Annotated in this window: 23 protein-coding genes; 6 read left to right on the top strand and 17 right to left on the bottom strand. The window is 70.7% G+C overall.

The features are described from left to right. Window positions 1-5 precede the first annotated feature (5 nt). The 7 genes from IM787_RS06930 to IM787_RS06900 form a co-directional block, all read right to left on the bottom strand. Window positions 6-614, bottom strand: a complete 609-nt coding sequence (locus IM787_RS06930) for a hypothetical protein (RefSeq protein ID WP_193675910.1) — start codon at window positions 612-614, stop codon at window positions 6-8. After that, window positions 611-1,423: a fimbrial biogenesis chaperone gene (locus IM787_RS06925; RefSeq protein ID WP_193675909.1), complete on the bottom strand. Its 813-nt coding sequence runs from the start codon at window positions 1,421-1,423 to the stop codon at window positions 611-613. Before IM787_RS06925 ends, IM787_RS06930 begins: the two co-directional genes overlap by 4 nt. Next, complete coding sequence (locus tag IM787_RS06920; RefSeq protein WP_193675908.1) at window positions 1,420-1,893, bottom strand: hypothetical protein; 474 nt, start codon at window positions 1,891-1,893, stop codon at window positions 1,420-1,422. Before IM787_RS06920 ends, IM787_RS06925 begins: the two co-directional genes overlap by 4 nt. A gap of 14 nt (window positions 1,894-1,907) precedes the next feature. Next, on the bottom strand, window positions 1,908-2,537 hold the full coding sequence (locus IM787_RS06915) for a hypothetical protein (protein WP_193675907.1): 630 nt from the start codon (window positions 2,535-2,537) through the stop codon (window positions 1,908-1,910). Between the two features lie 9 nt (window positions 2,538-2,546). Beyond that, window positions 2,547-3,158: a hypothetical protein gene (locus IM787_RS06910; protein ID WP_193675906.1), complete on the bottom strand. Its 612-nt coding sequence runs from the start codon at window positions 3,156-3,158 to the stop codon at window positions 2,547-2,549. A 42-nt stretch (window positions 3,159-3,200) separates the two neighbouring features. Then, entirely contained in the window at window positions 3,201-3,812 is a 612-nt protein-coding gene (locus IM787_RS06905; RefSeq protein ID WP_193675905.1) for a hypothetical protein, read from the bottom strand. Window positions 3,813-3,893: 81 nt separating this feature from the next. After that, window positions 3,894-6,026: a hypothetical protein gene (locus tag IM787_RS06900; RefSeq protein WP_193675904.1), complete on the bottom strand. Its 2,133-nt coding sequence runs from the start codon at window positions 6,024-6,026 to the stop codon at window positions 3,894-3,896. Window positions 6,027-6,418: 392 nt separating this feature from the next. Here IM787_RS06900 and IM787_RS06895 point away from each other — a divergent pair, with 392 nt between their 5' ends. From IM787_RS06895 to IM787_RS06885, 3 genes are all read left to right on the top strand, one after another. Then, window positions 6,419-7,105, top strand: coding sequence for a response regulator (locus IM787_RS06895; protein WP_193675903.1), 687 nt, complete (start codon window positions 6,419-6,421; stop codon window positions 7,103-7,105). Beyond that, the gene (locus IM787_RS06890) at window positions 7,102-8,460 is read left to right on the top strand and encodes a sensor histidine kinase (protein WP_193675902.1); all 1,359 of its coding nucleotides are present in this window, start codon (window positions 7,102-7,104) and stop codon (window positions 8,458-8,460) included. The genes IM787_RS06895 and IM787_RS06890 overlap by 4 nt, the downstream gene beginning before the upstream one ends. A gap of 134 nt (window positions 8,461-8,594) precedes the next feature. After that, window positions 8,595-8,885, top strand: coding sequence for a DUF4148 domain-containing protein (locus tag IM787_RS06885; protein ID WP_193675901.1), 291 nt, complete (start codon window positions 8,595-8,597; stop codon window positions 8,883-8,885). A gap of 71 nt (window positions 8,886-8,956) precedes the next feature. Here the strand turns inward: IM787_RS06885 and IM787_RS06880 are convergent, their stop codons facing one another. Genes IM787_RS06880 through IM787_RS06870 form a run of 3 tightly spaced genes read right to left on the bottom strand, consistent with a single transcriptional unit; the run spans window position 8,957 to window position 11,617 of the window. Beyond that, complete coding sequence (locus tag IM787_RS06880) at window positions 8,957-9,652, bottom strand: substrate-binding domain-containing protein (protein WP_193675900.1); 696 nt, start codon at window positions 9,650-9,652, stop codon at window positions 8,957-8,959. Then, window positions 9,652-10,632 (bottom strand): tripartite tricarboxylate transporter substrate binding protein, encoded by a 981-nt coding sequence (locus tag IM787_RS06875; RefSeq protein ID WP_193675899.1) that lies wholly within the window; start codon window positions 10,630-10,632, stop codon window positions 9,652-9,654. The genes IM787_RS06880 and IM787_RS06875 overlap by 1 nt, the downstream gene beginning before the upstream one ends. 19 nt (window positions 10,633-10,651) lie before the next feature. After that, window positions 10,652-11,617, bottom strand: a complete 966-nt coding sequence (locus IM787_RS06870; protein ID WP_193675898.1) for a tripartite tricarboxylate transporter substrate binding protein — start codon at window positions 11,615-11,617, stop codon at window positions 10,652-10,654. Window positions 11,618-11,691: 74 nt separating this feature from the next. Here IM787_RS06870 and IM787_RS06865 point away from each other — a divergent pair, with 74 nt between their 5' ends. Next, on the top strand, window positions 11,692-12,567 hold the full coding sequence (locus IM787_RS06865; protein WP_193675897.1) for a fumarylacetoacetate hydrolase family protein: 876 nt from the start codon (window positions 11,692-11,694) through the stop codon (window positions 12,565-12,567). A gap of 4 nt (window positions 12,568-12,571) precedes the next feature. Here IM787_RS06865 and IM787_RS06860 read toward each other — a convergent pair whose 3' ends face one another. The 5 genes from IM787_RS06860 to IM787_RS06840 form a co-directional block, all read right to left on the bottom strand. Beyond that, window positions 12,572-13,576, bottom strand: a complete 1,005-nt coding sequence (locus IM787_RS06860; protein WP_193675896.1) for a serine/threonine protein kinase — start codon at window positions 13,574-13,576, stop codon at window positions 12,572-12,574. 23 nt (window positions 13,577-13,599) lie between these two features. Further along, the gene (locus IM787_RS06855) at window positions 13,600-14,688 is read right to left on the bottom strand and encodes a DUF2855 family protein (protein WP_193675895.1); all 1,089 of its coding nucleotides are present in this window, start codon (window positions 14,686-14,688) and stop codon (window positions 13,600-13,602) included. Between the two features lie 69 nt (window positions 14,689-14,757). Next, complete coding sequence (locus IM787_RS06850) at window positions 14,758-15,177, bottom strand: organic hydroperoxide resistance protein (protein WP_193675894.1); 420 nt, start codon at window positions 15,175-15,177, stop codon at window positions 14,758-14,760. A 55-nt stretch (window positions 15,178-15,232) separates the two neighbouring features. Next, on the bottom strand, window positions 15,233-15,682 hold the full coding sequence (locus IM787_RS06845) for a MarR family winged helix-turn-helix transcriptional regulator (protein ID WP_193675893.1): 450 nt from the start codon (window positions 15,680-15,682) through the stop codon (window positions 15,233-15,235). A 76-nt stretch (window positions 15,683-15,758) separates the two neighbouring features. Continuing rightward, complete coding sequence (locus IM787_RS06840; protein ID WP_227494152.1) at window positions 15,759-16,568, bottom strand: crotonase/enoyl-CoA hydratase family protein; 810 nt, start codon at window positions 16,566-16,568, stop codon at window positions 15,759-15,761. 74 nt (window positions 16,569-16,642) lie between these two features. On the opposite strand from IM787_RS06840, the gene IM787_RS06835 reads away from it, so the two are divergent. Beyond that, the gene (locus IM787_RS06835) at window positions 16,643-18,301 is read left to right on the top strand and encodes a GMC family oxidoreductase (protein WP_193675891.1); all 1,659 of its coding nucleotides are present in this window, start codon (window positions 16,643-16,645) and stop codon (window positions 18,299-18,301) included. A 103-nt stretch (window positions 18,302-18,404) separates the two neighbouring features. Beyond that, window positions 18,405-19,118, top strand: coding sequence for a hemerythrin domain-containing protein (locus tag IM787_RS06830; RefSeq protein WP_193675890.1), 714 nt, complete (start codon window positions 18,405-18,407; stop codon window positions 19,116-19,118). Here IM787_RS06830 and IM787_RS06825 read toward each other — a convergent pair. Continuing rightward, window positions 19,115-20,458, bottom strand: a complete 1,344-nt coding sequence (locus IM787_RS06825) for a GAF domain-containing protein (protein ID WP_193675889.1) — start codon at window positions 20,456-20,458, stop codon at window positions 19,115-19,117. The two genes, IM787_RS06830 and IM787_RS06825, sit on opposite strands and share 4 nt — an antisense overlap. Then, window positions 20,455-20,940, bottom strand: a complete 486-nt coding sequence (locus IM787_RS06820; protein WP_193675888.1) for a pyridoxamine 5'-phosphate oxidase family protein — start codon at window positions 20,938-20,940, stop codon at window positions 20,455-20,457. The genes IM787_RS06825 and IM787_RS06820 overlap by 4 nt, the downstream gene beginning before the upstream one ends. Window positions 20,941-20,942 lie beyond the last annotated feature (2 nt).

Raw genomic sequence — 20,942 nt, 5'->3', positions numbered from 1 at the left:
CGCCGTCACGGCGAGGAGGCCGTGAAGCGGACCTGCCCCGTGTAGTTGCCTGCCGGCTGCCCGGGCGCAGGGGAATAGCTGAAGCTCCAGGTGGCGCTGCGCAGCGTCACCAGGTTGCTGAACGCGGTGCCGGCCACGTTCACCGCGGGCCCCGTCAGCGTGTTCGGCAGCACCGGCGCGGGCAAGGCGGGGTCGCTCGTGCCCATCACGATCTGCGACATCGGGATCGTGTTCGCGCCGCTGGTGAGCGGCTGCACCACCGTCGCCCGGATGGTCACCTGACCTGCATTGCTGCGCACTTCCACCGGCACGCTGGCCGAGTTCGCCGGGATCGGCAGCGTGCCGTCCCAGTTCACGGTGGTGCTGTTGCCGGGCACCGGCACGACGGCGCCCGGCGGGATGTTCGGGGCGGTGTTCAGCGTGACGGTGTCGACCGTGGTGCTCGCCGTCGGGTACGCGCCGCTGCCGACCCGGAAGAACAGGAACTTCCCGATGTCGATGCGGAAGTCGAGATCCGCGCTGGCGGCGTTCGTGCCCGACCCGCGGTCGGCCGAGGCGAGCGCTGGCGCCAGCGCCAGGACAGCGCAGCAGGCCCGGCGCGCGAGCGGATTCACTTGAACTCCACGTCCACCTTGAAGCTTCCCAGTTCCCAGTCGATCTGGCCCTTGCTCCGGACGGGCAGGGTGATCTCCGGGGGCTTCTGGTTGGCTTCGCCCCGCGGTGCCAGCGGGAGCGTGCGGGTCTGGCCCGGCAGGATGGGCGTGCTCTCGGGCGTCAGGTCGAACCGGAGGCCCTTCGCATCGGTCGATTCGAGGCCGCCTTCCAGCCGCCCGTGCGCATCGCCCTTGTTGGTCACGGTGATCACCGGCGTCGGCTTGCCGTTGACGGACTTCACGCCCACCTGGTTCACCTCGAGCTTCGGCTCCGCGCCGCCGACCTTCACGTACACCGCGAGCGCGATGCGCCCGCTCACCGGCAGGCTGAGGCTGGCGTTGCCGCTCTGGATCTGGGCCTGGTACGCCGGCTCGATGCCCTCGACCGCCAGCATCAGGCGGCACTCCCCGCGCGGGGCTTCCGGCGGAATGTCGATCTGGAAGCGGAAGTTGCTGCGGCCTTGCTGCGGCACGCGCAACGTCCGCCGTTCCAGCGTCACCCAGGGCCGGCAGCTGCCGGGAACGAGTTCGTCGTGGTACGTGATCTGGCCTTCGGGCGAATAGCTCCAGTCCAGGGTGCGCACGGAGACGTCGGTTGCCGTGTTGCCGAGGTTGTGGATGGTGAGCGACTGGCCGATGCGGGCGCCGGCCTTGCCGGCCACTTCGAACCGCGAAGGGGAGATCGCCACCTCGAAGGAGGCCGGGAAGGCGGGCGCGGCTGCGGCCAGGGCAAGGGCCAGCAGGGCGGCGGAGCGCAGGAGGGAAGTCATGGGGAAATCTCGATCTCGAAGTACGACTCGAAGCCGAACGGTTCGTTCGGACGCAATTGCAGTTGTCGCAGGTCCACGTGGAAGGTGAGGTCCAGCCCTTCGGTCATCCACGGACCGGGCACCACGCCGCTCCAGACCAGCCGGCGTTCCCCGGGCATGGCGCTGCCGTCGGCGAAGAGGCCGCTGCCCCGCCATTCGACGCGCAGGCCCGATGGCGAACGCAGGCCGGGAATGGCCGCCGGCACCACGTAGTAGATGCGCGCGGTGCGCCCTGCATGGCGTGCGGTGGACAGCTTGTAGTCCACCCGGCCGAAGCGGACGGTGGCACGGGTGGCGTTGCGGCTGTCCTGCAGCGGCCTGCCGTCCTCGCCGAGCACCACCGGCGCGCGGACGCGGCTGCGCGGCGACGCGCTGTCGTCCAGCCGCTCGACGGCCTGTGCCGCCGTGGCGGCGGCAAGCAACATGGCCATGGCCCACTTCGGGTTCACAGGTTGGTTGCCGTGTAGACCACGCGGCCCTCGTAGGTGCCCGACGGATACAGCGTCGCGTTGTCGTACCGGAAGACCAGCACGTTGCGCATGTTGACGCTCTGCCCCGTCCAGGGGAAGCCCGTGTACACGGTGTACGTGGCCAGCTGCTGCGTGGCCGTCGCGTTGAAGGTGCCGGCCTGGATGTCCTGGCCGGACGGGTCGGTGTTGTACGAGGTCCAGCCGATGGTGGTGAACGGGATGACGGTGGTGCCGCATCCCGATCCGCCCACGCAGGCCAGGCCCTGGGTCGAATCGACGGTCAGCGTCATCGTGTCGGATCCGAAGACCGAAGGCGGCATGCGGGTCGTGACGATGATCTCCACGCCGCCCGCCGGCGACGTGTTGGGGGTGTTGTTGCTGGGGATGCCTGTCACCGGCACGGGGTTCGGCGCCACCGCCGCATTGTTCACCGTGAACCGCACTTCGTTCACCAGGTTGCCGGGCGAGCCGACCTGCAGCGTCACCTCGCGCGGCGTGTCCAGGGGCGTGAACGTGAACACCGCGCCGGCGGGCGCCGCGGCTGCGGCCGCCGCGGCGGCCAACAACCAGCCGCGGGCGCGTTCGACGGTCCGGGACGTGCTCATCCCCGCATCTTAGAGGCCGGTCGCCGTGTACGTCACCGTGGTGGAGTAGACGCCGGCCGGCCAGGTCCCCGGCGTGCCGCCGAGCGCATAGGTCCACGTGCCGGTCAGCAGCGTGTTGGCCGTGAAGTTCGTCGACGCGCAGGCGCCGAGGTTCGCGCCGGGGTGCGGCACGGGGGTGGCTCCGCCGACCGCCACGGTGAAGTTGGCGTTGGTCGGGCCGCCGGCCGGGCCGGTCCAGGCGCCGACCGCGCAGTTGATCGTGGGCGTGGTCGCGTTGGTCCAGGCGAACACGTTCACCGCGGCAGGGTTGGCCAGCGCCGGTGTTGTCGGGGCCGCGCCGCTCCAGTCCACGGCGGTGTTGTTGCCGGTGGCCGGCGTCGTCGGCACGGCCGGAATGGACTTGCCGACCGTCCACGCCAGCGTGTCGACCGCCGCATTGGTCGAACCCACGCGCAGCAGGATCAGCTTGGCCACCGTGACCTGCAGGTTGACGCGGGCCGTGGCCGTGACCGAGCCGGTGCCTGCGGCGTTGTAGCCGTACGTGCTTTCGGCGATCGCGCCGCTCGAGACCACGGCTGCGCCCAGCGCTGTCGCCAGCGCTCCCCAACGAATGTTCTTCATGGTTGCTCCCGTCGCCGGGCCGCGCCCGGCGACACTTGCGCGTTACAGGGTCGTCGCGATGTACGTCACGGTCTGCGACTCGCTGCCGGGCATCGCGCTGGTCAGCGCGGCCGCGGAGACGCCGTACGTCCAGGTGCCGGTGTGCACCGTGTTGCGCGCCAGGCCGGTCGTGGGCGTCGCGCAGGTGGTGTCGCTGCCCGGGTGCTGCAGGCCGCCGGCCAGGGAACTGACGGTCACCGCCGAAGCCGCCAGCGTCGGGAAGGGCGTGCCCACCACGCAGGTCAGCTGCGCGTTGCCGTTGTTGTTGTGCCAGAGGAACGCGTTGACGTTCACGGTGTTCGCCGTGAACACCGGCGCGTTGCCGTCCCACGTGGCGGCCTGGCTGTTGCCCACGGTCGTGGGCAGCGGGCCCGGGGCGGTCTGCACGTCCGGCGTGAGGCCCAGGTTCACGGTCTGCCAGGTCGCGCCGGGAACGCCCACACGCAGCAGGATCAGCTTCGGCGTGGTGACGGTGATCGTCACGCGCGACGTCGCGGTGACGGGGTTGAGCGCGTTCGTCTCGTAGCCGTAGGTGCTTTCCGCGGCAGCTTGCTGCGCGGCGAACAGCATCACGGTGCCGACGGCTGCGGCGATCGCCTTCATCTTGGTCTTCATGGTCTTTCCTTCCAACGATTTGTCAAACAACGAAATGGACCCGCATGGCCGCTGCCCCGCTGGGTCGGATGGTCCACATGCTCATTCCCCCACCCGCACCACGGGGATGCGGGGGTTGGCCTGACCACGCAGCGGGACATCGATGCTCACGGCCTGTTCCGACGACGCGCCCCAGGGCAGCGGCACGGTTTCGAGCGTGAGCGTCAGCTGGTGGCGTCCCGTGCCCACCAGCGGAAATGCGAACCGGCCTTGCCGGTCGGTCGTCGTGCGATAGCGGCCGTCGATCACGACCTCCACGTTCGGCACGCCGGCTTCGCCGGACGACTGCTCGCCGTCGCGGTCGGCGTCGAAGTAGACCGTGCCCGCCACCGAGCCCGCGCCCACGGCGCCGCCCACGCCGACACCCGCGCCGCTGAAGCCACCGCCGCTGGTGCCTTGCCAGCGCAGGTACACCGACGCGTACTTGTCGTTGCTGCGGGTGACCACGGGGGTGCCGATGCCGCCGGGGGGAATCTCCACCACCGCCTGGTTGAGGGTGAGCGACCCGCCCAGCACCCAGCCGCCGGCCAAGGTGACTTCGCTGTCGACCGCGCCGGACAGCCCGCGCGAGATGGCCAGGTTGCTGTTCGTGGCCGTGTAGCGCAGGTTCCCGCCGACCGTCCAGTCCGGCGTGGGCCACCAGCGGAAGTTCACGCCGGCGATGGGGCGCAGTTCCGTGGTGCCGTTGTTGCGCTCGCGCGAGACGCCCAGCACGGTCGTGAACTCCGGGCGCATGGTTTCGTAGCGGCCGGTGATCCAGTCATGCTCCCACTCGAATTCCTCGCCGGTGGCGGGCGCCTCGTTGGCGACCAGCACCTCGTTGCGCCGCAGCGTCACGCGGAAGCGGCTGCGGCCCCACTCGCGCATGCGCACGTCGTAGTAGGCGCTCAGGTGGGCGCTGCGGGCCCCCTCGGGAAAGCCGGAAGCGAGCGAAGCGGCCGCGTCGTAGCGGCTGTTCAGCACCACCGCGCTGCCGCCGATCATCTGGTCACGGTCGATGCGCAACTGCACGTTGCCCTGCAGGCCGACGGCCAGGCGGTTCGGCCGGCCGGCCTCGCGGCCCGGGTTCTGTTCCTCGACGTCGATGCCGGCGCCCCAGTTCAGGCGCAGGCTGCTGGAATCGACGCGCCAGTACGCGCCCCGGTTGTCCGAAGCCAGCAGGTAGTCGCCGTAATAGAGGTCGGCATCCGCGCGATACGCGCCGAATTCGTGGCGCAGGCTGCCCGTGCGCGCCGCGCCTTCCAGGAACAGGCCGCTGGCCGGGCCGACGCCGGAGGTGGAGCTGTGCAGGACGGTCGCGCGGGCGCGATGCTCGCCCGGTCCCAGCAGTTCCTTGCCATAGCCGACGCTCGCGGCGGCGCTGTGGATGGTGGCCGTCGCCGCGCCGGCGGGAGCGGTGAGCGAGAAGACGGGCACCTCGGTGGCGTGGCTGGCCTGCACGCCGGCGAAGGCCTGTTCGCCGAAACGCCGGCTGTAGCCGGCCCACCCCAGGGCGCCCCGCGTGCGTTCGAAGCCCGGATAAGGGCCGCCGCGCAGGTTGCCGCGCAGGCCGTAGCCGGCGCGCAGGTCGGATTCGGCGTCGAACACCCGGGCGCTGGCGCCCCGCACGACGCTGCTGCCCAGCGAGAGGCGGTAGGAGCGCGACAGCGCATCGGTCACCTCGCTGCCGACGTCGCCCAGTGCCGTGTCCGCGAACGTGCGGGTCGTGACGGGGAAGCCGATGTTGCGCAGGGTGACGCGGCCGCTGGTCGCCTTGTTGGTGAATCCCAGCGGGCCGAAGCTGGTGTCGCCGTTGGCGTGGCGCACGTCCACCTGCGCCAGGAGAGTCCCGTGGCTCAGGGTTTCGCGGCGGTATTCCATGCGCTGGCCCAGTTCGGTGGACTGGCGCAGTTCCAGGCCGGAGTCGCCGGTGCCGTGACCGACGCGCGTTTCCGAGATCCAGGTCCGCAGGCCTTCCTCGGCGGGCACGGACGTGGCGGGATCCGACGCGTCCGGCAGCGGCGTCGTATCCATCACCTTGTCCTCGTAGGCCTTCGGCCTGCCCTCGAGCATCTTCCGCAACCTTTCCTGTTCAGCCTGCGCCCGGTCCAGCGACTGCACGTTCCCCTGCGCGGACGCCTGTGCCGCGATCGCCAGGGCCAGGGCCGCGGCGGTGGGCAAGCGCCACGCGCTCACCCGCTTCCCTGCTGTTGACGATCTGTTGTTGGGCATCCATGGGGACCTGCATCTGGGCCGAATCTAGAATCTACGGACCGGTTTTGCAACTTCCTGTTACGAGCTTGTCAGCCAGCGAGAAGCTGCTGCAGCTCGGCATTACGCCGTTAAGGCCCGCGGAATCAGCCACTTGGCGGCCCGGCCCCCTGAAAACCCGGCCCGGCTGTGGATTAAGCACGATACCTAAGGGGCATACTTCAACGGCTATGCAACACGGCCCCCCGGGACGAGTGGCGCCGGTCGCAGGACCGGCGGGCCCGGCATTGGCGAAAATGCAACGGACGCCGCGCCAGGGGCTAACGGCAACGTAAGAGAGTGGGGCTATCTTTCGCTTCTCACGAGGGAAGGTGACGATGCGTGTCCTGCTGGTCGAAGACGACGAGATGATTGGCCACAGCCTGAAAGAGGCGCTGTCGACGCAAGGCTGGTCGGTCGATTGGGTCAAGGACGGACTCCTCGCGCAGAGCGCGTGGGCCGATGGCGACTACGCCTGCGTGCTGCTCGACCTGGGCTTGCCCAAGCGCGATGGTGTCGAGGTCCTGCGCCACGCCCGCACGCGCGGCGACACCACGCCCGTCCTGGTGCTGACGGCGCGCGATGGCGTCGATGACCGTGTCGGCGGCCTCGATGTCGGCGCCGACGACTATCTGGTGAAGCCCTACGAAGTCCGTGAACTGCTCGCGCGCATGCGGGCGGTGATCCGCCGGCGCGACGGCAGCGCGCACTCGGTCATCGGCAACGCCAATGTGCAGCTCGATCTCACCACCCGCGAGGTGCTGGTGCAGGGCGAGCGCGCGCAGCTGTCCGCCCGCGAATTCGCACTGCTCCACGCCTTGCTGGAGCGGCCCGGCGCGATCCTCTCGCGCGAGCAACTGGAGAACCGCATCTATGGCTGGGGCGAGGAAGTGAGCAGCAACGCCGTCGACGTCCTGATCCACGGGATGCGCCGCAAGCTCGGGCCGGACGCGATCCGCAACGTGCGGGGGCTGGGCTGGCGTGTCAGCGGCGGCAGCGCGACGGGCGCCGGAGCGGTGGCATGAAACACTGGCACGTCCACGTCTTCCCGCGCGGCCCGCTGTGCTCGATCCGCCATGCGCTCCTGCTCTGGCTGGTGCCGGTGTTCCTGGCCGTGGGCATCTCCGCCGCCGGCCTGTCGTACTGGTCGTACTCGCGCATGGTGAGCACGTTCATGGACGAACAGATGCAGCAGCTCGCGACCGCGCTCGAGGACAACCAGGCGGTGCAACCGGCGCGCCAGAACGCCGAGCGCGTGCTGGAGTGGGGCGCATACGTCGTGCAGACCTATGACGCCGCCGGCCACCTGCAGGTGACGTCCTGGCCGGAGCTCCGCGTGCCGCTGCAGCCGGCGCCCGGATTCCACCAGGTGCGGCACGACCGCCGCGAGTGGCGCATTTACACCTTGCCGGCCCGCCAGGCGGGCGGGCACACCGTGCAGGTGATCCAGAGCGAAGGGTTCCGCGCGAAGCTGGCCGCCGAGCGCGCCGGCGCGGCGGTCCTGCCGATCGTGCTGTTGCTGCCCTTGTCCATGCTGGTGCTCTGGCTGGTGGCCCGCACGATGTCGCGCGCCTTGCAGGACATCGCGCGCCAGGCCGCGCAGCAGGACGAGCACAACATCGCGGAGCTGCCGGTCAGCCACGTGCCGAGCGAGATCGCGCCGCTGGTGCAGTCCTTCAACAGCCTGCTGCGGCGCCTGCGCGATGCCTTCGCCACCCAGCGCCGTTTCGTGCAGGACGCCGCGCATGAACTGCGCACGCCCATCACGGCGATCGCGCTGCAGGTCGAGAACATGCGCCAGGACGTCAACTGCCAGGCCGCGGCCGACCGGTTCGCGCAGCTGGAGACCGGCGTGCGCCGGGCGCAGCGCCTCGTCGACCAGCTGCTGCGGCTGTCGCGGCAGGAAGCCGCGGGCGCCGACGGCCCCGCGATCGTCGACCTGCGCGCGCAACTGCGCGACAGCATGAACACGCTGATCGGCATCGCCGACCAGCGCAACATCGACCTGGGCTTCGTCGGCCCGGAGCAAACCACCCCGGTGCCGCTGCACTGCGCGGCGGGCGACCTGCGCAGCCTGCTGGACAACCTGATCGAGAACGCGCTGCGCTACACCCCCGAAGGCGGCGTCGTCGACGTGCGGCTGGTGCAGGACCAGGGCCGCGTCGCGGTGGAAGTCGTGGACACCGGCCCCGGCATCCCGCAGGACATGTTGCCGCGCGTGTTCGACCGCTTCTTCCGTGTGCCGGGCAACGGCGCCAACGGCAGCGGCCTGGGCCTCGCCATCGCGCAGGCGGCCGCCGAACGCGCCGGCCTGCTGCTCACGCTGCGCAATCGCCAGGACCGCAGCGGGCTGATCGCGCGCGTCGAGTCCATCGCCTAATGCGCAGCTAAGAGAGCGCTAAGGCTCGCCTAAAGGGCGAAACCTACAGTGGAGTCACGGTGAACGCGAGGGAATACGGGCCCTCCCGCTCACCGGGAAAAAGAAACTCCTCATCCACTGAAAGGTCCCTCGCCATGAACGCCAAGTTCCTCCTCGCCGCCGTCGCCTTCGCTGCCGCCGCCTCCGGTGCCGCCCGCGCCGACGAAGCCGATGCGTCCCAGTTCGCCATCAAGTTCGAAGGCAACCGCACCCGCGCCGAAGTGATGGCCGAAGCCTCCAAGGTCGCCGCCACCCGCAGCACCGAGCCGGCCGGTTCGCGCGTGCTCGCACCGATGAAGACCTCGCTGGAAGCCGGCACCGTCCGCGCCGAAGCGATCCAGGCGCTGCGCCTGGGCAAGATCCCGTCGGGCGAAGCCAGCTTCTGATCCCGCGGCTTCACCTCCCTGAAGAAGCAGGGCTGCAGCGATGCAGCCCTTTTTTCATGGGGCGGCGCGATTCATTCGAAGCCGCAGTCCCTGCGCACGCCGGCCGCCTGGGCCGCGGTGAGTGCCGCGACCAGTTCCCGGGCCAGCGCGGCCTCTTGCGCGCCCGCCGCGACGGCGGCGGTGTAGGTCGTTGCCAGTTCGTGCGGCGGCGGCAGCAAGCCGGCGAGCTGCACGCCCGGCGTGAAGAGGATCTCGGTCACCTGCGTGCAGCCGACGGCGCCGGGCTCCGCGGCCTGCGCGAGGGCTGCCATGGCGGTGGCTCCATTGGGGAACGTGCGCAGCTTGCCGTCCTCGCCGGCCAGGCCGAGGGCGTGCAGCACCTTCATGAAGTGGATGCCTGCCGTCGCCTTGGCGGGATCCGGGAAGTAGATCGCGGGGGCCGCCTGCAGCAGCGCCCGCAGGTCGCCTTCCGTGCGCAGGGCCGCGGGCGCGGCACCGGCTTTCAACGCCACGCCGGTCTTCACCACGCCGACCGGTGCCGCCGTGGCGCCTTCCGCGCGCTCCTGCGCGACGAGGTCGGCGATGAGCGCGTGGCTCAGGATCAGCAGGTCGCAGGGCGCGCCCGCCAGCAGCTTGTCCTTCATCAGTCCCACGGCGCCGTAGGTCCCCGCGATGCGGCATCCGTGCTTTGCTTCGAAAGCGGGCTGCAGGCGGGTCAGCAGGCCTTGCGCGGCACCGCCGCTCAGGAGATGCAGGGTGCGTTCCATCACTCGGCCTTGATCTGGGCGGAGCGGATCAGCCGCGCCCATTTCTGGATGTCCTCCTGCAGGTAGCGGTCGAACGCCTGCGGGTTCATCACCATCGCGGTGGCGCCCTGGCGGGTCCAGCCCTGCTGCACGTCCGCCTGGCTGGTGATGCGGCTCACCGCCTCGTTCAGCCGGCTCACCACCGCGGGTGGCGTGCCTTTCGGCGCCAGCAGCCCGAGCCAGATCGTCGCTTCGTAGTCCGGCAGGCCGGATTCGTGCACCGTCGGCACCTCCGGCAGCACGGCGGAGCGCTGCCTGCCGGTGGTGGCGATGGCCTTGACCTTGCCTGCCTTCACCTGTTCCACCATGGTCGTCACGGCATCGAACATCAGGTCGACCTGGCCGCCGAGCAGGTCGGCGCGCGCGCCCGAGCTGCCCTTGTACGGGATGTGCACCAGGTACGTCCCCGACAGGCTCTTGAACAGCTCGCCGGCCATGTGGTACGGCGTACCCGTCCCGGACGACGCATAGTTCAGGCGGCCCGGCCGTTCCTTCGCGAGCTGGAGGACTTCACGGACGTTGCCGGCGCGCACCGAGGGGTGCGCCACGAAGACCAGGTCCGCGGAGTTGATGGGCGCGACGGCCACGAAGTCACGCGTCAGGTGGTAGGGCTTGTTCGCGACCAGCGTCTCGTTCACGGTGTGCGTGTTCGACATCAGCAGCAGCGTGTAGCCGTCCGGCGGCGCTTTCGCCACGAGGTCCGTGCCGATCACCGCCCCCGCACCGGGACGGTTCTCCACCACCACGGGCTGCCCCAGGATGTCCGGCAGCCGTTGCGCGAGGAAGCGCGCGTACACGTCGGCGGAGCCGCCGGCCGCGAAAGGCACGACGATGCGGATCGGCCGCGTGGGCCACGCCTGCGCCGCGGCAGGCAGCGCCTGCAGCAGCACGCAGGCACAGGCAGCGCCGGCGAGCCGGCGAAGGAAGGCGTGACGCTGCATGGCGTGCTCCTGGTGGGGTCTACTGCACCTTGCCGATCTTCTTGACCACGTCGGACATGCGCTTGACGTCGTTCTGCACGTAGCGTTCGAAGTCCGGCGTGTCCTGGTACAGCACCGGGCTGCCGGCGCCGAGGATCACGTCCTTCACCCTGGCGTCGTTGGCGGCGGCGCGGGCGGCGGCCCGCAGGCGCTGGACGACCGCATCGGGCGTGCCGGCCGGCACGAACAGCCCGGACCATTGCGCGTACTCGGCGTCATAGCCGGCCTGCTTCATCGAGGGCACCTCGGGCATCGATGCGAGCGTGCCGGTGCCCCAGTGGCCGAGCACGCGGATCTTGCCGGCCTTCACGTGCTGCAGCACGGTGGCCGGCCCGGTGGACAGCGCATCCACCTGGCCGCCGAGCAGGGCCACGACGGCCGGGCCGGCGCCCGTGTAGGGGATGTGCGTCTGCCTGATGCCGGCGACCTGGTTCAGGATCTCCATCGGCACGTGCATGGTCCCGTAGTTGCCCGAGCTGCCGAAGTTGATCGCGCCGGGGCGCTTCTTCGCGTCCTCGACGAAATCCTTGACCGTCTTCCACGGCGCGTCGGCCCGCACGGCCAGCACGGTGGGGTCCGCGGTGAAGCGCGCGATGGGCCGCAGCGCGCTGTACGCGTACATCTGCGGGCGGCCGAGCACTTCGTCCGCTTCGGGCAGCACGCTGTACGAGGACAGCGCCATCAGGAGGGTGTAGCCGTCCGGGGCCGACTTCGCGACCTGGGCCATGCCGATGCCGCCGCCGGCACCGCCCTTGTTCTCGATCACGACCGGCTGCCCCAGCTCGCGTGCCATGGCTTCGGCGACCGGACGCGCGACGATGTCGGCGAGGCCGCCGGGCGGGAACGGCACGACCATGGTGACGGGCTTGGTCGGGTACGCGGCCTGGGCGGCAGCCAGGCCGGCCGCGGCGGCAAGGCCTGCGGCGAGGAGGAAACGACGGATCATGGGGGGATCACTCCGGTGGGGTTTTGTTAGCATGCTATGAAGCGCCGGCGGCGGCGCGAAAGAGAGTTTTCCCGATGAAAATCGCTGCATTCCGCTACCAGGGCCGCGCTGGCGTCGGCGTTGTTTCCGCCGACGGCCAGCAGGTCGAACCCTACCAGCTCGGCGACGCCGAGGCGGCGCTGGGCGCGCTGCCGCTGGTGGAGGCGCAGGCCGCGGGTCGTCCCCTGCCCGCCACCGGCCCCGCCATTCCCCTGCAGCAGGTGCAGCTCGTCGCGCCGATCCCGCGCCCGCGCCGCAACGTGTTCTGCGTCGGCAAGAACTACCACGCGCACGCGAAGGAGTTCGCCGGCAGCGGTTTCGATTCCAGCGCCAAGTCGGGCGGCGACATCCCCTCCGCGCCCATCATCTTCTCCAAGGTGCCGGAGTCCGTGATCGGCCCGAAGGAGGCGATCCTGATCCCCGCCGAGGTGTCGACCTCGATCGACTACGAAGCCGAACTCACGGTCGTCATCGGCCGCGGTGGCAAGGGCATCCGCAAGGCGGACGCGATGCAGCACGTGTGGGGCTACACGATCATCAACGACATGACGGCGCGCGACTGGCAGGGCCGGCATTCGCAGTGGCTGCTGGGCAAGTCCTTCGACACCTTCTGCCCGATGGGCCCGTGGCTCGTGACGGCCGACGAGATGGACGGCCAGGCCACCGACGTGAAGTGCTGGGTCAACGGCGAGCTGCGCCAGGACGCCAACACGAAGGACTTCATCTTCGACATCCCCACGCTGATCGAAACGATCTCGGCCGGCATCACGCTGTACCCCGGCGACCTGATCGCCACCGGAACTCCCGCTGGCGTGGGCATCGGCTACAAGCCGCCGAAGTACCTGCAGTCCGGCGACGTCGTGCGCATCGAGATCGGCGGCATCGGCGTGCTGGAGAACCCGCTGCGCTGACCGCTCAGGCGACCACGGGCGGTTCGTCCATCGCCTCCAGCTGCTCCTCCAGCATCTGCACCTGGCCGCGCCAATAGTCGGAGGTGCCGAACCAGGGGAACGCATGCGGGAAGGCGGGGTCGTCCCAGCGCCGCGCCAGCCAGGCCGAATAGTGGATCAGCCGCAGCGTGCGCAACGGCTCGATCAGCGCCAGCTCCGTGCGGTCGAAGTCGCGCAGCTGCTCGTAGCCGTCCAGCAGCCCGCCGAGCTGCCGCTGGCGATCGGCCCGCTCTCCCGACAGCAGCATCCACAGGTCCTGCACCGCGGGGCCGGTGCGCGCGTCGTCGAGGTCCACGAAGTGCGGTCCGGCATCGGGTGTCCAGAGGATGTTGCCGGGATGGCAGTCGCCGTGCAGGCGCAGCGTGCGCACGCCGGCCGCGGCCGCCGCGTCGAACGCCGTGCGGATCCGCGCCAGCGCCAGCTCGCAGGCGCGCTGCCAGTCGCCCTGCACGTCGAGCGGAATGCCGTGGTGCGCCAGCAGCCAGTCGCGCGGCTCCTCGCCGAAGGAGGCGACGTCCAGCGCCGGCCGCACCGCGAAGGGCCGGCGCGCGCCCACCGTGTGCAGCCGCGCGAGGTAGCGGCCGATCCACTCCAGCACCTCGCCGTCGTCGAGCTCGGGCGCGCGGCCGCCGCGCCGCGGCGACACGCTGAAGGCGAACCCCGCGTGGTGGTGCAGCGTGGCGCCGCCCGGCGCGAGCGGCGCCACCGCCGGCACTTCGGCCTGCAGCAGCTCCGCGGCGAAGGCGTGCTCCTCCAGGATCTGGGCTTCGCTCCAGCGCGCCGGCCGGTAGAACTTGGCGACCACGATGGGACAGCCTTCGAAGGCGTCCTCTAGGTGCACCTGGTAGACCCGGTTCTCGTAGGAGCTCAGGCCCAGCAGGCGGCCGTCGCCATGCAGCCCGATGGAGGACAAGGCGTCCATCACCACGTCGGGCGTGAGCGTCTCGTAAGGGTGCAGGGCGTCGGTCATGCAGCGATTGTCGCTGCCCGCCCTCAGCGCAGGCTCAGCACGTGGCCGAAGGCCGGGTCGGTGTCGCCCGCGGCCATGCGGCGGTAGGCCGCCAGCACCGCGTCGGGTCCGTCGTGGTGCTGCACGCGCAGCCAGGGGCGTGCGGGGTCCGTGGCGCGGTCGCGCAAGGCATTCCAGCCTTCGACCAGGCGCTTGCCGAAGTCCGCGGCGCCCCATTCCTTCTGCCGCTTCTGCGCTTGCGCCGGGGCAAAGAACAGGGTCGGCCGCGGACCGGGCAAGCCGCTGCCGCCACCCAGCGCCGACACGTGCGTGCCGCCCACGGCGCAGCTGTACTTCAGGTCGGGAAAGTGGCCGTGCAGCCGGGCCCGGAAGTCCGCGTTGCCCGCGAAATCCACGTACACGCAGGGCAGGGTGGCATCCAGCCGTGGCAGCTCTTCGTAGGCGAGCACGCGGTCGTAGCAGCCCAGGCTCTCGCAGAACGCCCGGTTGGCCGGCGACGTGAAGCCGATGCGTTCGATCCCCTGGCGCCGCCGGAGGTGGAACGCCGTGCTGTACGCGGTCTTGCTCGAGGCGCTCGACATCAGCACCGCCCGCGCGCCGAAGAAGCCCTGTTCGGCGAGGAAATCGTCGATCAGCCAGGCGGTGGTCGCCAGCGGCCGCAGCACGGACTGCGCGTCCTCGCTGTCCGGCGTGTAGAACGGGTCGCGGCTGCTGCGCGCGTAGTGGTTGTAAGTGACGGGCAGCTCGCGCCGGTGCGGCGTGGCATCGAGGAAGCCGCCTTCGTCCAGCCGGTCGGGCCGCAGCACCGCATGCCGCGCCATCGGCCAGTAGCCATAGAGCCGCTCGCCGACGGCCACACCAGGATGCAGCGACTGCACCACCGTGGCGAATCCCCAGACCGGCACGATGCCCCAGCCCTCTTGCGGCGCCGCGAAGAAGCGCCAGTAGTGCATGGCGTCGCCGAATGCCGCGTAGGTGATGTTGTTGGCCGTGAGGGAAAAGGCGTCGACGCGCACGCGGATTTCGCCGGCCGACAGGGCCGGGTCTTCGCTCTCGTCCAGGCGGGCGTCGGCGATGCGGTCCTTGCGCACGAGGAGGGTGGTGTTGCTCATGCCCGCACGCTAAGGCAGGCGGCCCGCCGGCTCAACACCGGCGGGCCGCCTGCGGGACACCCAGGAGCGTCAGACGACGTTGATCTGGACGTCGATGTTGTTGCGGGTGGCGTTGGAATAGGGGCAGACCTTGTGCGCCTCGGCCACCAGCTGCTCGGCTTGCGCGCGCTCCATGCCGGGCAGGCTGATGTTCAGGCGGGCGGCGATGCCGTAGCCCAGCGAGGTGGGTCCCAGGTCGACTTCGGCGTCGATCGCGGCGTCCTGCGGCACCGTGACCTTCAGCTTCGGCGCGACGGCCTTCATCGCGCCCATGAAGCAGGCGGAATAGCCGATGGCGAACAGCTGCTCCGGGTTGGTGCCATTGCCGGGACCGCCGGGCGAGGACAGCTTCACTTCGATGCGGCCGTCGCTGGAGCGGCCTTCGCCTTCGCGGCCGCCGGTCACGTGGGACTTTGCGGTGTACAGCACTTTGTCGAGTTGGGTGGTCATGGAGGTCCTTGGGGGTTGGAGCTTCGGGAGAAGCGGGAGGGGAAAAGGATGGGCGTCAGGCGGCGAGCCGCTCGCGCAGCCTGCGCACCTGGTCGGTGAGCTGCTTCAGTTCGGGCAGCGAGCACTGGCTGGCCTGCAGCACGCAGGCGGGCACGCGGGCCGCACGGGCCTTCAGCTTGCGGCCGGCCGCCGTGAGGTGCACGTGCACCCGGCGCTCGTCGGCCACGTCGCGCAGACGGCTGACGAGGCCCGCGCCCTCCAGCCGCTTGAGCAGCGGCGTGAGCGTGCCGGAATCGAGATACAGGCGCTGGCCGAGCTCGGAGACCATCAGGCCGTCACCTTCCCACAGCACCAGCATCACGAGGTACTGCGGGTAGGTCAGGCCGAGTTCGTCGAGCAGCGGCTTGTAGAGCTTGGTCATGGCCAGCGAAGCCGAATACAGCGCGAAGCACAGCTGGTTGTCCAGCAGGAGCATCGGGTCGACGGAAGGGTTGCGGGCCGGCATGGCGTGAAGTGTAGTTCAAAATCAAATTGCGTGCAATGCATTGGCGCCGGCGGCAGGGTCCCTGCGCCGTCCGGCCCTACCGGCCGCTGAACCGCGCCGCGCGCTTCTCGATGAACGAGCGCACGCCCTCCGCCGCATCTTCGCTGCGCGACAGCCGCTGTTGCACCGTCACGAACTCGGCCATGGCCGCCAGCGGGCCGTCTTCCACGGCCTTGCGCGCGTTCGCCCGCGTGGCCACCACGGCCAGCGGCGCCTGGGCAGCGACGGCTTCTGCGATGCGGATTGCCTCTTCCAGCTGCCGTCCGGCAGGGACCACCTTCTGCACGAAGTTCAGCCGGAGCGCTTCGGCCGCGCCGAACTCGTCGCCGGTCAGCAGGTGCAGCAGCGCGTTGCCGACGCCGGCGCGCTCCGCCATCCGCAGCGTGGCACCGCCCGTGGCCATGATCCCGCGCTTGACCTCCAGCTGCGAGAAGCGGCAGTCGTCCGCCGCGACGACGATGTCGGCGGCCAGCATCAGCTCGATGCCCAGCGTGAAGGTGATGCCCTGGACGGCCACCACCATCGGCTTGGTCCGCCGGCGGTAGCCCGGGCTGCCCAGGTCCAGCGGCTCCACCAGCCCGGCCGGCCACAACTTCTCGCCCTTCTGCATGAAAGGGGCGATCGACGGCAGGTCCAGCCCCGCCGTGAAATGGTCGCCGAGGGCGTGCAGCACGCCGGCGCGCAGCTCGGCGTCGTCGTCGAGCAGGGTGTACGCTTGCGCCAGCTCGCGGAACATGCGGGGCGTGAAGCCGTTGCGCTTGGCGGGGCGGTCGATGCCGACCAGCAGCAGCGGGCCACGTCGCTCCGTGCGGATGGTGCCCTCGGCGGGCGGACTGGCGTTTTCCATGAGCGTCATTAGAGCAGGCACCCGGTGGCCGCGGCGGGGCGGCGGCCTAGACTGGTGCAACGGAGGAGACAGCCATGGCTGCAAGCGACATCGCCACTGTGGACTACCTGATCGTGGGCGGCGGCTCCGCCGGCTGCGTGCTGGCGGCACGCCTGAGCGAAGACCCGGACGTGCAGGTGGCGTTGCTGGAGGCCGGCCCGCCGGACACCAGCATCCTGATCCACTGCCCGGCGGGCCTCGCCTTGCTGGCGAAGAACGGCCAGGCGAACTGGGGCTTCCAGACCGAGCCGCAGCCCGGCCTCAACGGCCGTCGCGGCTACCAGCCGCGCGGCAAGGTGCTGGGCGGCTCGAGCTCGGTCAACGCGATGATCTATGCGCGCGGGCACCGCGCCGACTACGACGGCTGGGCGGCGGAAGGCAACGCGGGCTGGGGCTGGGACGACGTGCTGCCGTACTTCCGCCGCTCCGAGCACAACGAGCGCGGCGCCGACGCCTTCCACGGGACGGGCGGGCCGCTGAACGTGATGGACCTGCGCAGCCCGCACCGCTTCGGGGGCGTATTCGTCGAGGCGGGCAAGCAGGCCGGCTATCCCGAGAACCGCGACTTCAACGGCGCGCAGCAGGAAGGCGTCGGCCTCTACCAGGTGACGCACAAGGACGGCGAGCGGTACAGCGCGGCCAAGGCCTACCTCGCGCCGAACCGCGGCCGCGCGAACCTGCAGGTGGTGACCGGCGCGCACGCCAGCCGCGTCGTGTTCGAGGGCCGGCGCGCGGTCGGCGTCGAATACGAGCAGGGCGGCCAGCGCCGGCAGATGCGGGCCCGGCGCGAGGTGATCCTCTCCGCCGGGGCGTTGCTGTCCCCCCAGCTGCTGATGCTGTCGGGCGTGGGCCCCGCCGCGGAACTGCAGGCCCACGGCATTCCGGTGCTGCACGACCTGCCGGGCGTCGGGCGCAACCTGCACGACCACGTCGACGTGGTGCAGGTGGTCGACGCGCCGACGGTCACGGAGCTGTTCGGGCTGTCGTTCTCCGGCCTCGTGAATGCCGTGAAGGGCATCCTCGAATGGCGGCGCTCCCGCACCGGACTGCTCACGACCAATTTCGCGGAGGCGGGCGGCTTCATCCGCAGCAGCCCGGCGGAAGCGATCCCCGACCTGCAACTGCACTTCGTCATCGGCAAGCTGGTGGACCACGGGCGCAAGACGGTGTTCGGCCACGGCTACTCCTGCCACGTCTGCCTGCTGCGGCCGAAGAGCCGGGGTTCGGTCGGCCTGAAGAGCGCGGACCCGCTGGCCGCGCCGCGCATCGACCCGAACTTCCTCGCCGATCCCGACGACGTGCAGCGCCTGGTGCGCGGCTTCAAGGCCATGCGGAACATCCTGGCGCAGCCCGCGTTGGCCGGCCATCGCGGGCGCGAACTGGCGGCGTCCGCCGGCGCCCGCACCGACGCCGAGATCGAGGCCTTCGTGCGCAACCACGCCGACACGATCTACCACCCGGTGGGCACCTGCCGCATGGGCACCGGCCCGCTCGACGTGGTGGATGCGCAGTTGCGGGTCCACGGACTCGAAGGCCTGCGCGTGGTGGACGCGTCGATCATGCCGACCATCGTCGGCGGCAACACCAACGCGCCGGTCATCATGATCGGCGAGAAGGCGGCCGACCTCGTCCGGGCCGCGGCGCGCGCGGGCCGTGAACCAGTTCACGTGCCGCGCGAGGCCGTCGCTGCTTAAGGTTCCTGGAAGGTTTGCTTAAGGGATTCTTCAGAACGCGCCGCGGGGTGCGTTCCTAGACTTCTTTCCACGGCAACCCGCCGTCCTCCCACGAAAGAAGACCATGCAGATCTCCCCGCAGGAACTGGCCCGCGTCGCGGCCGCCGAAGCACCGCGCTTCGACATGTACACCGGCATCCACAAGGCGCTGCGCGCCTTCATGGCCGACACCCTGGTCGCCGTCGGCCGCATGGACCCGGCCGACCCCGCCGAAGTCGCCGAGACCACCGGACGCGTGCTGCAGCTGCTCGGCTTCTGTGCATCGCACCTGGAGCACGAGAACCGCTTCGTGCACGCGGCGATCGAAGCGCGCGCCGCCGGCGCCAGCGACGCGATCGCGCACGAACACGAGGAACACCGGCAGCACATCGCGTCCCTTGGCGAGCTGGCAGGCATCCTGCAAACCGCCGGTGACGCGCAGCGGCATGCGCTCGCGACCACGCTGTACCGCGAACTCGCCCTCTTCGTCGCCGACAACTTCCGGCACATGCACGTCGAGGAAACGGCGCACAACGCCGTGCTCTGGGCCCGCTACACCGACGCGGAGCTGGTGGCCGTGCACGATGCGCTGGTCGCCTCGATCCCGCCGGACGAGATGATGGTCATCTCCCGCTGGCTGGTGCCCTTCATGAACCCGCTGGAGCGCTTCCACGTGGTCGCCGACATGCGCGCGAAGGCGCCCGCCGCGGCGTTCGACGCGATGCTGCAGGGCGTGCGCCCTTGCCTCGCGCAGCGCGACTGGGACAAGCTGTCGCGCGACCTCGGGCTGCCGGCCTAGGCTTCGACCAGGACCACGGCCCGCTCCACCACCAGCCGGAATCGTCCGCGCCCGGTCTTCTCGATGCGCAGGCCGCCGCCCTGTTCCGACAGCCGCCGCTGCAGCAACAGCAGCCGGGCCTCGAGGTTGTCGCTGACGTCCGGAAGGCCCAGCGCGGGATCGAGCCGCAGTTCGCGGTTGGTGAACTCCGTGCGTCCCTGCGCCACGTGGTCGCGCAACAGCTTCCAGAGGATCGCGCCGGCCACGCCCTTGATCAGGTAGCCGTCGCCCAGGAAGATGCTGTCGTTGGCCGCGAAGTGGCGCACCGTCAGCGGCGCGGCGCGCGCAGGCGGGTCCGGCAACGCCGGGGCGGGCGGGCTCGCCGCATCGCTCGCTTCGGTGGCCTGCAGCAGTTCGATGGCGGCGCCGAGGTGGCCCGCGATCGCCACCAGCGCGTCCTCGTCCTCGTAGGTGAACTGCAGCTCCTGGCTGCTTTCGACGAACAGCACGCCCAGCAGCCTTCCGCCGTTCACGATGGGGACCGCCAGCTGGCTGTGCGGCTGCGCCAGCCCGGGGTAGGGGATCTCCGTGACCGGCTCGAAGTCGGGCACGTTCGCGTCGAAGCTGCTGCGCATGGCCTGGCCGTAGAGCGCCGCGTTCGTCATGTGCCCGATGCGCACCGGCGTGCGCTCGCGGGCCGCCACGCCGATCACGCCCTGCCCGAGGCCGACCTCCGAACCCACGCCGGAGGTCGCATACCCGCAGCTCGCCACCGTGTAGAGGCGCCGCGCCGCGGGGTCCAGCATCAGCACCATGCCGTGACGGATGCCGAGGTGGTCGTTGAGGCTGGCCAGCACGGCGGCCAGCGCGTCGTCGAGGCCCGCGCAACGGGCCAGCCGTTCGCTCGCGCGGCGCACGGCGCCCAGCAAGCCCGCGCGCGGTGGCGGCGCGGGCAGCGTGTCGCCCTCCAGCGCCTCGACCTGTTCCACCTCGTACACGTCCGCGCCCAGCAGCCGGAACACGTCCTGCATGCCGCTGTGCGACGCGATGCCGGCGAGCTGCGCCCGCATGCCTTCGAACAGCGGCCCGGCCGTCTCGGTGCGCAGGTACCGGATGTGCAGGCGGTAGAAGCGCGCGGTGCCCGGGTGCAGCAGCAGCGCCGTGGCGTGGGGGTTGGCCAGGATGTTCTGGCGCGTCTTGTTGAAGAACTGGAACGACAGCGCCACGTGGCGCTCGTCGGCGTAGAACACCTGCGAGATGTACGCGACGTTCGGCACGCCGTCGGCGCTGCAGGTGCCGACGATCGCCGGGATCGCGCCCTCGAAGCAGGCGCGGATGTCCTGCAGCGTCGGAGCGCTCACCGGCCGCTCCCGAGCGCCGCGCCCGCACGCGGCCCGGGCGTCTGGTCGAAGGCCTGTTCGGGCGTGAAGCGCACGGCCACCACGTCCTCCAGCCGGTGCGCCAGCATGGCCCGCGTGAGCGGCGGACCGAAGCCGACCTTCTGCACCTCGTGCTCCATCGAGCGCAGGTAGCGCTCCAGCACCGGTGCGTCGCCGGGGTCCGCATTGCGCATCTCGACCCGCGACGCCTTCAGCTGCACGGTCCGGTGCGTGGAAGGCTCGCTGAACACCACCGCGATGCGGCCGGTCGCGGCCAGGTCCTGCACCAGCTGCCGCGACTGCGGCCGCGAGAGGTACACGGTGATGGCGCGGCCGTCCGCCTCGATGCGGCTGCCGACGCCGCGCATGACGCTGGGCCGCAGGGCCGCGTCGCGGGAGCCGACGATCACCGATACGCCGCGCTCCATCATGGCCAGCAGGTCGGCGGGCAGCACGGCAGCCATGG

Source organism: Ramlibacter pallidus, assembly GCF_015070875.1.
Lineage (GTDB): Bacteria > Pseudomonadota > Gammaproteobacteria > Burkholderiales > Burkholderiaceae_C > Ramlibacter > Ramlibacter pallidus.
Note: the sequence above shows the minus strand (reverse complement) of the source record. Positions and strands in the feature narration are given on the sequence as shown.

Excerpts from the sequence above, each read along its gene's own strand:
- IM787_RS06925 (WP_193675909.1), bottom strand. The coding sequence starts at position 1,423 with ATGACTTCCCTCCTGCGCTCCGCCGCCCTGCTGGCCCTTGCCCTGGCC.
- IM787_RS06920 (WP_193675908.1), bottom strand. The coding sequence starts at position 1,893 with ATGGCCATGTTGCTTGCCGCCGCCACGGCGGCACAGGCCGTCGAGCGG.
- IM787_RS06915 (WP_193675907.1), bottom strand. The coding sequence starts at position 2,537 with ATGAGCACGTCCCGGACCGTCGAACGCGCCCGCGGCTGGTTGTTGGCC.
- IM787_RS06910 (WP_193675906.1), bottom strand. The coding sequence starts at position 3,158 with ATGAAGAACATTCGTTGGGGAGCGCTGGCGACAGCGCTGGGCGCAGCC.
- IM787_RS06905 (WP_193675905.1), bottom strand. The coding sequence starts at position 3,812 with ATGAAGACCAAGATGAAGGCGATCGCCGCAGCCGTCGGCACCGTGATG.
- IM787_RS06895 (WP_193675903.1), top strand. The coding sequence starts at position 6,419 with ATGCGTGTCCTGCTGGTCGAAGACGACGAGATGATTGGCCACAGCCTG.
- IM787_RS06890 (WP_193675902.1), top strand. The coding sequence starts at position 7,102 with ATGAAACACTGGCACGTCCACGTCTTCCCGCGCGGCCCGCTGTGCTCG.
- IM787_RS06885 (WP_193675901.1), top strand. The coding sequence starts at position 8,595 with ATGAACGCCAAGTTCCTCCTCGCCGCCGTCGCCTTCGCTGCCGCCGCC.
- IM787_RS06880 (WP_193675900.1), bottom strand. The coding sequence starts at position 9,652 with ATGGAACGCACCCTGCATCTCCTGAGCGGCGGTGCCGCGCAAGGCCTG.
- IM787_RS06875 (WP_193675899.1), bottom strand. The coding sequence starts at position 10,632 with ATGCAGCGTCACGCCTTCCTTCGCCGGCTCGCCGGCGCTGCCTGTGCC.
- IM787_RS06870 (WP_193675898.1), bottom strand. The coding sequence starts at position 11,617 with ATGATCCGTCGTTTCCTCCTCGCCGCAGGCCTTGCCGCCGCGGCCGGC.
- IM787_RS06865 (WP_193675897.1), top strand. The coding sequence starts at position 11,692 with ATGAAAATCGCTGCATTCCGCTACCAGGGCCGCGCTGGCGTCGGCGTT.
- IM787_RS06860 (WP_193675896.1), bottom strand. The coding sequence starts at position 13,576 with ATGACCGACGCCCTGCACCCTTACGAGACGCTCACGCCCGACGTGGTG.
- IM787_RS06855 (WP_193675895.1), bottom strand. The coding sequence starts at position 14,688 with ATGAGCAACACCACCCTCCTCGTGCGCAAGGACCGCATCGCCGACGCC.
- IM787_RS06850 (WP_193675894.1), bottom strand. The coding sequence starts at position 15,177 with ATGACCACCCAACTCGACAAAGTGCTGTACACCGCAAAGTCCCACGTG.
- IM787_RS06845 (WP_193675893.1), bottom strand. The coding sequence starts at position 15,682 with ATGCCGGCCCGCAACCCTTCCGTCGACCCGATGCTCCTGCTGGACAAC.
- IM787_RS06840 (WP_227494152.1), bottom strand. The coding sequence starts at position 16,568 with ATGGAAAACGCCAGTCCGCCCGCCGAGGGCACCATCCGCACGGAGCGA.
- IM787_RS06835 (WP_193675891.1), top strand. The coding sequence starts at position 16,643 with ATGGCTGCAAGCGACATCGCCACTGTGGACTACCTGATCGTGGGCGGC.
- IM787_RS06830 (WP_193675890.1), top strand. The coding sequence starts at position 18,405 with ATGCAGATCTCCCCGCAGGAACTGGCCCGCGTCGCGGCCGCCGAAGCA.
- IM787_RS06820 (WP_193675888.1), bottom strand. The coding sequence starts at position 20,940 with ATGGCTGCCGTGCTGCCCGCCGACCTGCTGGCCATGATGGAGCGCGGC.